Source organism: Mesorhizobium sp. M4A.F.Ca.ET.090.04.2.1 (assembly GCF_003999085.1).
Classification (GTDB): Bacteria; Pseudomonadota; Alphaproteobacteria; order Rhizobiales; family Rhizobiaceae; genus Mesorhizobium.
The window spans coordinates 1-8,825 of record NZ_RZOT01000233.1; the positions used below are offsets into that span (position 1 = coordinate 1).

The 8,825-nt window shown below is 64.7% G+C and carries 9 protein-coding genes and 1 pseudogene; 5 read left to right on the forward strand and 5 right to left on the reverse strand.

Annotation, left to right across the window (positions count from 1 at the left end):
- The coding region (locus EN781_RS17475) for an MFS transporter (protein ID WP_127400182.1) at window positions 1-860 on the forward strand (860 nt) is incomplete at its 5' end.
- Between the two features lie 3 nt (window positions 861-863).
- Here EN781_RS17475 and EN781_RS17480 read toward each other — a convergent pair.
- The 3 genes from EN781_RS17480 to EN781_RS17490 all read right to left on the reverse strand — a co-directional run bounded on the left by EN781_RS17480 (window position 864) and on the right by EN781_RS17490 (window position 3,287).
- Window positions 864-2,336 (reverse strand): MATE family efflux transporter, encoded by a 1,473-nt coding sequence (locus EN781_RS17480; RefSeq protein ID WP_126053921.1) that lies wholly within the window; start codon window positions 2,334-2,336, stop codon window positions 864-866.
- A gap of 157 nt (window positions 2,337-2,493) precedes the next feature.
- Window positions 2,494-2,742 carry an Atu4866 domain-containing protein gene (locus tag EN781_RS17485; protein WP_126053922.1) on the reverse strand — a complete coding sequence of 83 codons (249 nt, stop codon included), beginning with the start codon at window positions 2,740-2,742 and terminating at the stop codon, window positions 2,494-2,496.
- On the reverse strand, window positions 2,739-3,287 hold the full coding sequence (locus tag EN781_RS17490; protein WP_126053923.1) for a hypothetical protein: 549 nt from the start codon (window positions 3,285-3,287) through the stop codon (window positions 2,739-2,741). Before EN781_RS17490 ends, EN781_RS17485 begins: the two co-directional genes overlap by 4 nt.
- Window positions 3,288-3,391: 104 nt before the next feature.
- Here EN781_RS17490 and EN781_RS17495 point away from each other — a divergent pair, with 104 nt between their 5' ends.
- Both EN781_RS17495 and EN781_RS17500 read left to right on the forward strand, forming a co-directional pair.
- The gene (locus EN781_RS17495) at window positions 3,392-4,306 is read left to right on the forward strand and encodes a LysR family transcriptional regulator (protein WP_126053924.1); all 915 of its coding nucleotides are present in this window, start codon (window positions 3,392-3,394) and stop codon (window positions 4,304-4,306) included.
- A gap of 231 nt (window positions 4,307-4,537) precedes the next feature.
- Window positions 4,538-5,329 carry a L,D-transpeptidase gene (locus EN781_RS17500; protein WP_126053925.1) on the forward strand — a complete coding sequence of 264 codons (792 nt, stop codon included), beginning with the start codon at window positions 4,538-4,540 and terminating at the stop codon, window positions 5,327-5,329.
- A gap of 59 nt (window positions 5,330-5,388) precedes the next feature.
- On the opposite strand, the gene EN781_RS17505 is transcribed toward EN781_RS17500, so the two are convergent.
- A complete protein-coding gene (locus EN781_RS17505) occupies window positions 5,389-6,855 on the reverse strand; it encodes an esterase-like activity of phytase family protein (RefSeq protein ID WP_126053926.1) in 1,467 nt (488 codons plus the stop codon).
- 208 nt (window positions 6,856-7,063) lie between these two features.
- Here EN781_RS17505 and EN781_RS17510 point away from each other — a divergent pair, with 208 nt between their 5' ends.
- Window positions 7,064-7,378, forward strand: a complete 315-nt coding sequence (locus tag EN781_RS17510; protein WP_126053927.1) for a hypothetical protein — start codon at window positions 7,064-7,066, stop codon at window positions 7,376-7,378.
- A gap of 30 nt (window positions 7,379-7,408) precedes the next feature.
- On the opposite strand, the gene EN781_RS17515 is transcribed toward EN781_RS17510, so the two are convergent.
- Window positions 7,409-8,434 carry a LacI family DNA-binding transcriptional regulator gene (locus EN781_RS17515; RefSeq protein ID WP_126053928.1) on the reverse strand — a complete coding sequence of 342 codons (1,026 nt, stop codon included), beginning with the start codon at window positions 8,432-8,434 and terminating at the stop codon, window positions 7,409-7,411.
- Between the two features lie 197 nt (window positions 8,435-8,631).
- Here EN781_RS17515 and EN781_RS17520 point away from each other — a divergent pair.
- A pseudogene (locus EN781_RS17520) lies at window positions 8,632-8,825 on the forward strand (gfo/Idh/MocA family oxidoreductase); the annotation flags it as partial.

Consider the following 8,825-nt stretch of genomic DNA (forward strand, 5'->3'; position numbering starts at 1 on the left):
GTCTTGGCATCGGCGTCGGCGCGGGAACAGGCACCGCCTGGCTCGCCGAGCTGCTCGACAGCGAGGACAGATCGCGCGCCGCAACCATCGCCACCAGCACCAATTTCGTCGGCCTCGGCCTCGGCGCGCTGGTGTCGGGGATGCTTGCCGAATACGCGCCCTGGCCACTCAGGCTGACATTCGCGCTCTATCTGGCGCTGCTTGCCCTGGTCACGCTCTTGATCTGGCGCACCCAGGAAACCGTGTCGCGGCCAGGGCGGCTCTCGGACGTCTCGATGTGGCCACGGCTGTCGGTGCCCGCCGACATCCGCGCGGCCTTCGTGGCGCCGGCGGTGACTGGCTTCGGCGCCATGGCGCTGGTCGGCTTCTACGCGGCGCTGGCGCCAAGCATTCTGGCGCAGCAGTTGCAGGTCACGAATCATGCCGAGGCCGGCGCGCTGTTCTTCGAGCTGTCGATGGTGGCGGCCGCGACCATCCTGCTGACGGTGCGACTGTCCAGCCGCATCACCATGCTGGCGGCGCTGGCGCTGATGACCCCAACCGTGGCGCTGGTCGTTGCCGCGCAAGTCTATGCGTCCATGGCAATCATGATCGCCGCAACCGGCTTGTGCGGCGTGGCGGCGGCGCTCGGCTATCGCGGCGGCCTGCAGGTGGTGAACCAGATCGCGCCGGACGACCGGCGCGCCGAAGTTGTGTCGGCCTTCTTCATCTGCTGCTTCTGCGGCAACGCGCTGCCGGTCATCGGCATCGGCATCCTGTCGAACTGGACGAGCGCGACGGCAGCAAGCCTGGCCTTTGCCGGGATGATCACGGTCTTTGCGCTGGTGGCGCTGGGGTTCGGCGCGAAATACGCGCGCTAGGGTTCAGCCGTCCGGCGTCTCGGGCGCCATGTTCGCGCGCTGGCGCGGCACGCCGAGACCAGTGTCCGGCGGTTCGCCGGCGGCCGGCCTGCCCTCGATCATGTGCAGGGTGCGCCAGCCGCCGAAACGGTAGTAGGCGGCGGCCAGCGCCAGTGAAGTGATCGAGCCGGCCGGAAAGCTCCACCAGAGCGCCTCCTCGCCGATCACGCTCCGGAAGAAATAGGCAAAGCCGGAGCGCACGATCAGCACCGAGATCACCAGGATGATCAGCGGCGGCATCACCGCGCCGGTTGCGCGCACTGTGGCGAACAGCACGATGGTGACGCCGAACAGGATGAACGACCAGGACGCGACATTGTTGATGTGGGCGGCGATGTCTATGGCCGCGCTGTCGGTGCTGAGGAACAGGCTGAGGATCGAACGGTCGAAGAAAAACAGCAGGAAGACCAGCGCGCCGGTCAGCACCAGGTTGAAGCCGACGCCCGAAGCCGCGACCTTGCCGATGCGATCCCAGCGCCCGGCGCCGACATTCTGCGCCGCCATCGAGGAGACGGCGGCGCCGATGGCGAGCGCCGGCATCTGGATATAGGTCCAGAGCTGCGCGGCGATGCCGTAGGCGGCGGCGACCTGAGAACCGTAGGAATTGACGATGCCCATGACCGTCAGCGCCGCGGCGGAAATCACGATCATCTGCAGGCCCATCGGCACGCCCTTGAAGACGACGATCCTGAGCAGCGCCGGATCGGGCCGCAGCAGGGCGAGGTTGGCGCCGGCGAGCCTCAGCGGATGCTTGCGGGCATAGAGCACGATCAGGATGGCGATCACGCTCACCGTCTGGCCGATCAGCGTGGCGGTGGCGGATCCGGCGATGCCGAGCTCCGGGAACGGCCCGAGGCCGCGGATCAGCAGCGGGTTGAGCACGATGTCGAGGACGACCGCCAGCGCCATGAAGACGAACGGCGTGCGCGAATCGCCGGCACCGCGCAGCACCGTCATGACGAAGGACAACAGGTTCATCATCGGCACGGCGACGAAGATGATGCGCAGGTAGGAGCGTGCCAGCGGCAGCGCGTCGGCCGGCGTGCCCAGCGTGTTGAGGATGGCGTCGACCCAGATCCAGCCGTAGACGGCGAACACCACCGAGACGAGGAAGAAGAAGGTGGCGCTGGTGCCGACGATGCGCCGCGCCTCCGGCAGGTCGCGGGCGCCGACCGACTGCGCGACCAGGATGGTGGCGGCCATGCCGATGCCGAACACCGTGCCGAGGATCAGGAACAGCACCAGATTGGCGTTGGAAGTCGCGGTCAGCGCCGCCTCGCCGAGGAAGCGGCCGACCCATACGGCATTGATCGAGCCGTTGAGCGACTGCAGCACGTTGGAGCCGAGCACCGGCAAGGCGAACAGCAGCAGCGTGCGCGGGATCGGGCCGCTGGTGAGGTCGCCGGTGCGCCGGCGGGCAGGTGTCTTCTCGTCCATGGTGGGGCACCGAAAATGAATCAGGCCCGCGATCCTATCGCAGGCCTGTTTCGCATACATCCATTTCCGCCAGATCGATGGCCACGCTGCCCGCCGGCTGCGTGAGCCGTATCGGAAAGGCCGGGCGCGAAATTCACGCCTGGTCCCCCTCCACCGTCTATTGCCGATAGAGGATCATGCCGGCATGGTGCAGGATGCCGTCAACGAACTCGCCGTCGGCGGTGAACCCCGTGTCGTCCCAATAGTAGATGTGGCTCGCATTTATCTCGTAACGTCCCTCGTAGGCGCGCTCGCGATTGCCGCGCGCCTCGAGATAGCGGCCGGTTGGCAGGAGTTGATGCCGGATATGGCCATCTGCCGTAACCCACATGCCGACGTAGGGATGGGTGGCATCGGACATGCTCATTTGCCTTCCGCCTGCTGCGGATAGAAGTGTGCAATATCCTGCGGTTTGACCACCCGCGCGTAATTCAGCTCCTGACGGATCTTCCACGCGCCGTCGATGCAGACCCAACCGAGCTGCGAGCGCCCGTCGAATGCGACGACCTCTCCGTCGAGGCGGCTGATCTGCCCGACAAAACCGATTGTCGTGGAGGCGACATCGCCTCCCGCAATCTGATCATCACCGCCGGTGAGCGCGTGGCGAACGGAGCGTGCGCCATTCTGGAGGTTCTCCCAGTTCGCTCCGTAGACAGCGGCGTTGTCGAAAAGCTGTGTCGGGCCGGGTGCGAAATTGTCGTAGAAGACGCCCCGGGGTGCCTTCACATCATAGTAGCGGCTCATCTTCTCGGCGAAGACGAAGGTCGGGTCGCCTTCATTGCGTTCCCACCCCTCCATGATCCACGATTTGTGAAGGGCAAGCGGGGCGTTGCCTCCGTCCAGCGGACAGGGTTGGGCCGCGACTGGCTCGGCCAGGGCCAGCAAACAGGCTGCTAGAAGTAGTGCTTTCATGTCGATCTTCCTTCTGGTTGTCGAATGGCACCAAAAGGTTGGACGAGAATTGATGTTGCGTGTATCTGTCGAATGCTCGACTGGCTGGTTAGTAATGTTTGACAATGCGACTGGACTATAATCTTCTCCCCCTCTTTCTTGCCGTGGCCGAGGAGGACAATTTTCGCGCCGCCGCTGATCGTCTAGGGGTCACCCGCTCTGCCGTCAGCCAGGGAATACGACGGTTTGAAGACGATCTCGGTGCGATGCTCGTCACGCGCACCACCAGGGCCGTGCGCCTGACCGAGGCGGGACAGCGGCTTTATGATGCGCTCTGTCGGCCCATGTCCGATATTGTGCAGGCGCTTGAGGGTGTCGATGGTGACCAATCCCCAAGGGGGAGGCTGAGGATCGCGGTCACCTCGATTGCCGAGCCGTTTTTGTCCGGTCCTTTGTTGACGACCTTTGCCGAAGCGCATCCGCACGTGATTGTCGATGTCACCGTAACGGATGAGGAATTCGACATCGTTGCCGCCGGGTTCGATGCCGGGGTTCGGTTGGGCGAGGTCATAGAGCAGGACATGATCGCCGTGCCTGTCGGTGGGCAAGTGAGGGAGGCTGTCGTCGCTTCTCCCGAATATCTGGTGGCGAATGGCATGCCGGAACATCCCCGCGATCTGGTCCGCCACCGCTGCATTGGTTGGCGCCGCTCGCCGGAAAACGCGCCTTATCGATGGGAATTCGAAGAGAACGGCACTTCCTTCAATGTCGCGGTTGAGCCGCAGATCACCACCAATGATTTGCGCCTCATGCTGCGCAGCGCTCTGGCTGGGGCTGGTATCACCTTCGCTACCGAGGAGACTTTCCGCCCCTATGTCGAGAGCGGCGCGCTCGTCTCCTTGCTTGAGCAATATCTGCCCTCATTCCCGGGCTTTTTTCTGTATTTCCCAAACAGAAGGAATATGGCTCCGAAGCTGCGGGCCCTGGTCGATCACATCAATGCCGGCAACCCAGGTGGACGTCGCGGTCGATCGCGCTGACCGACCGTCTATCGCCGCGAGCACCGGCGAACCACCTTGTTCTTGCCGGCTTGTGGAGATCGATGCGACGCCGGAAAATTCCGCCTGGCGCGAAAATCGCTTCACACTTTCGGCATCAAGCCCTGGCGTGCGTTTATCCAGTCATGTTCTCAAAGCGTGCGGAATGGGCTATTGATCCCGGGTGCGTGGGGCCGCACTCCTTAATAGATCTTATCGATAGCCGGGGGGATCATGTCCGATACTGTGCTGTTTCCTGAGCGCCTGAACCGGCGCGCGTTTCTCGGTGCGTCCGCTCTGGGAGCCGCCTCCGTGGCTCTTTCGGCCTGCACCACCACCGACGTGGCGCCACCGGCGGCAGCGCCGCCGCCGCCAAGCGATTCGGCTTTCGGCGCTGCCGAGAGCATGTATGCGGCACGCGTCGACGAGGGCTATCAGCTGCCGGCAATCCCGGTGGCCAAGCTCGATCCGAAGTTCGTGCGCCAGATCGTGCCCGACCCGACCGGCGAAAAACCCGGCACGATCGTCGTCGACACCTCCGAGCATTTCCTCTATCTGGTGCGCGACGGCGGCGAGGCCATCCGCTATGGCGTCAGCCTCGGCAAGGCCGGTTTCGGATGGACCGGCAGCGCCGTGGTTCAGGCGCGAAAGAAGTGGCCGGTCTGGACGCCGCCGCCGGAAATGATCCAGCGCCGGCCGGAACTGGCGAAATACAAGGACGGCATGCCGCCCGGTCCGCAGAGCCCGCTCGGCGCTCGGGCGCTCTATCTCTTCCGCGACGGCAAGGACACGATGTACCGGCTGCACGGCACGCCGGAGTGGGATTCCATCGGCAAGAATGCTTCGTCCGGCTGCGTGCGCTTCATGAACCAGGACATCATCGACCTCTACAGTCGTGTTAACGGCGTCGCGCAGGTCTACGTGCGCCCGAACCTGTCGCCCGCCGGCAAGCTCACGGCCGTGTCGAACAGGACGGCCGAGCCGATCGATGCCGGCGTGCCGAGGGACGCGGAGATCTTGAAGTAGATCATCGGCAAATGGCCTGAAGGCGGACGCGCCCGGCGCGTCCGCCTTTCTGTCTGCAGCTAGTTCGTGGCGAGGTTCGGCAGCGTCACCTGGTAGACCAGGAACATGGTGTCGACATCGGCGCCGTCCTCGGCCTTGTAGGGCGCGCCGACCTGGAAGCCGTCCTGGGTCAGGAAATCGTTGTCGTTAGCGACGAACAAGAAGTAGTCGTCGGGCAGCTTCGGATCGAGCACGCTGACCAGCGACATCGCCTCCCATTTCTCAGAGAGATTGTCCTTGTCGTTCGGCTTGCCATTGTGCAGGCCGAAGCGGCCAAGCTGGGCCTTGTCGTTGATGTCGATGAACGGCGTGAGCTTGGCCGGGCTCACCGACGGATCGAGCACGCCCTTCGGCGCCACCGGTTTGTCGGCGGCGTCGAACGGGCCGCCCGCGATGTCGGTCGCGCCGGACAGGTCGACGATGTTGATCTTGCGGTAGAGCGACTCTTCGCCCTTCACGCCCTGGCCGTTGCCGCTGTCGCGCGTCAGCATCAGGAAGCTTGTGTTGGAGAGCGCGACGATCTCGCTCTGGGCCGCCACCTTGGTCTTGTCCTTGGCGTCCTTAAACACCGGCAGCGGCACGACATATTCATGCGCCAGCTTGAGGTGGGCGAGGTCGGAAGCGTCATAGACCAGCGCCCTGGTGTTCTGGCGCGTCGAACCGGAATCACCGCCATCCTGACGCGGCGCCGACTGCAGCACGGCGATCAGGAACTTGCCGTCCGGCGTCAGCGACATGCCTTCCAGGCCCTGGTTGTTCTGGCGGCCGGTCTCGGGATCCTTCGGGTCGGGCTCGGCGGCACCCGGGCCCGGATTGTCGGAGGCGAAGTTCGGCTTGCCGTGGCGCATCGGCACCAGGGCGGCCGGCGGCTGAGTGGCCGACATCAGGCGGCCTTCGGCCGAGAAACGATAGATGTTCGGGCCGTATTCGTCGGAGATGAACATGGTGCCGTCGGGCAGCCGCACGATCGCCTCGTCGTCCAGCGAGAGCTTGCCATTGTCGGCCTGCGGCAGGATCGGCATGTCGCCGGCTGCCGGGCGGACGCCGTTCAGCGGGTCGAGGCCGGTCGCGTCAGCGCCCTTGTCGTCGGTCAATAGCAAGGTGTCGGCGAGCGTCGCCTTGACACCCGACTGTTCCTGGCCGGCGGCGAGCGCCGCGCCCGGAGCGGTCGGTGCAAGCTCGATCGAAATGGTGTTGAGACGGGCGCGGTAATCGGTGGTGCCGACGACGTTGTAGCCGCGATCCGGCAGCAGCCACAGTGAACCCTTGTAGGCGTTTCCGTCGCGCGCCCAGCCCTTGACGTCGATCGCCATGCCGGAACCGGAGCCGAAGGTCTCGCCGAACTTGTCCTTCTGGCTGGCGGGGATACGGCCGACGCCGACCAGGCCCTTGTTGACATAGGCGACGCCATCGGCGAGCGCGGGCGTCAGGGTGGTGAACAGGGCAAGTGCCGCGCCAAGTGCGGCAGTCCGGCTGAGATGTTTCATCGATATCCCCTTGTGACAGAGCATGCCTGAGCGGGTGTCGCATCGACATGCCGCCAGCACCTTCCGCAAGCGGTCTAGGACTCCAACATGATACTTGCGTGACAGGCCGCGCCGGCGCGTGCCCGGAACCATTTTCCAATCGGAACCGTTGCAGGCGAGCCCAGGCATCGCCGCGATCGTCGGTCGAGCCATGGGCTCAGGAGGACAAATGGGTTTCGATCAGTATCACGAGCCGGCGGAGGAATTGACGCAGAAGGTGCGGACCTTTGCCCGCATGATCACATCGCTGATCGAGGAGGCGGAGGCGATCAGTTGGTACGAACAGCGCATGTCGGTGGAAAAGGACGCGCAGGCGCGCGCCATCATGAAGAATGCGCAAGGTGAGGAATTCAAGCACTTCGGCATGAATCTCGAATTCCTGCTGCGTCAGAAGGAAGACTGGCGGGCGGAGCTGAAGGAGATCCTGTTCACCACCGGCGACATCGTCAAGGCTGGCGAGAAGGGCGAGAAGAAGGTGGATTGAGGCCTGCCCGGCCAGCCTTCGGCAATGCTTTCAGTCGCTTTCTCTCGCGATCAGCTCCAGCGGCCAGACCTCGCGCATGATCCGCGCCCCTTCCGGGCCGGCGAAGGCAGGAAGCGATGCGAGCAGCATCTCGGCCAGCCGCCGGCCCATCGGTTCAAGCGCCGGGCGGAAGGCGGTCAGCGCCGGGGAAAAATAGCGGCAGAGCGGGGTGTCGACGATGACGATCACCGCGATGTCATGGCCGGGTCGGATGCCCATTTCGGCGAGCGCCTTGCAGCCGCCGAGCGCCATGGCGTCGTTGTTGAAGATGATGGCGGTGGGCCGGTCTTTTGCCAGCATCACACGCGGCGTCACCTGATAGCCGCCGGCCTCGTTGATGAAGCCGTCGGCGATCAGGGCAGGATCGACCTCGATGCCATGCCGCTTCAAGGCTTTGCGGTAGCCGTCGAGGAACAGGTAGCCGAAATTGAGGTTGAGGGCAGGGCGGATGGCGGCGATGCGTCGGTGGCCGCGCGCCACCAACCTGTCGACGGCGTCGCTGCCGGCCTTCTCGAAATCGAGATCCAGCGAAGGGTATGACTTGCCACCCGAACGGCTGCGGCCGAGCGTGGCGAAGGGAAAGCCTCTCTCGGCCAGATAATCAATGCGCTCGTCCTCGCGCCGTGTCCAGGCCAGCACTACCGCGTCGGCGCGGCGTGTCTCGACCACGCGGCGCAGGCGCTCCTGCTGGTAGTCGCCGGGGGCGCCCATCACCACGGTAAGGTCCAGCCCGCTTTCGGCGAGCCTGCCCTGCAGCCCGATCAGCAGCGGGATGAAGAACGGTTCGCCATATTGCTGGTCGCCCGGATGCGGCTGCAGCATGAAGGCGATCGAACGGGTGGCGCCTTGCCGCAAGCTGCGGCCGGACTGATTGGGGGCGTAGTTCAGCTTCTTGGCCGCATCCAGCACGCGCTGGCGTGTGTCGGCATTGACGTCGGCGCGGCCGTTCAGCGCGCGCGACACGGTGCCGATCGAAATGTTCAGGTGACGCGCAAGGTCGTGGATGCTGGACGCCAAGGACGGTTCTCCCCCTGCCTTGGCTAGCACTGGCTGCCGCTCAGGCCAAGGCTTTGGGATGATTTTCGCAAAACAGCCGATTGACATTCTACGCTATCGGGTGTGTTCTCGTAAACGTTTACGGAAAAACGTTTACGGTGATGCCGTGGACGCCGTGACGATCGGCCTGGAGGGGCCGAGCGGAGGAGGAGCGCTGGATGAAGGTCGTCCTGGCCGGCTGCGGAGCGATGAGCAGGCAGTGGCTCGATGCCGCGAGGCAGATCGACGGGCTGACGATTGCCGGCCTAGTCGACCTCGACGCCGAACGGGCGCAGGCGAGAGCGCGCGAATACGGGCTTGCCGGGGCCGTCATCGGCACCAGCCTCGATGCCGTCCTCGATGAGACCAAGCC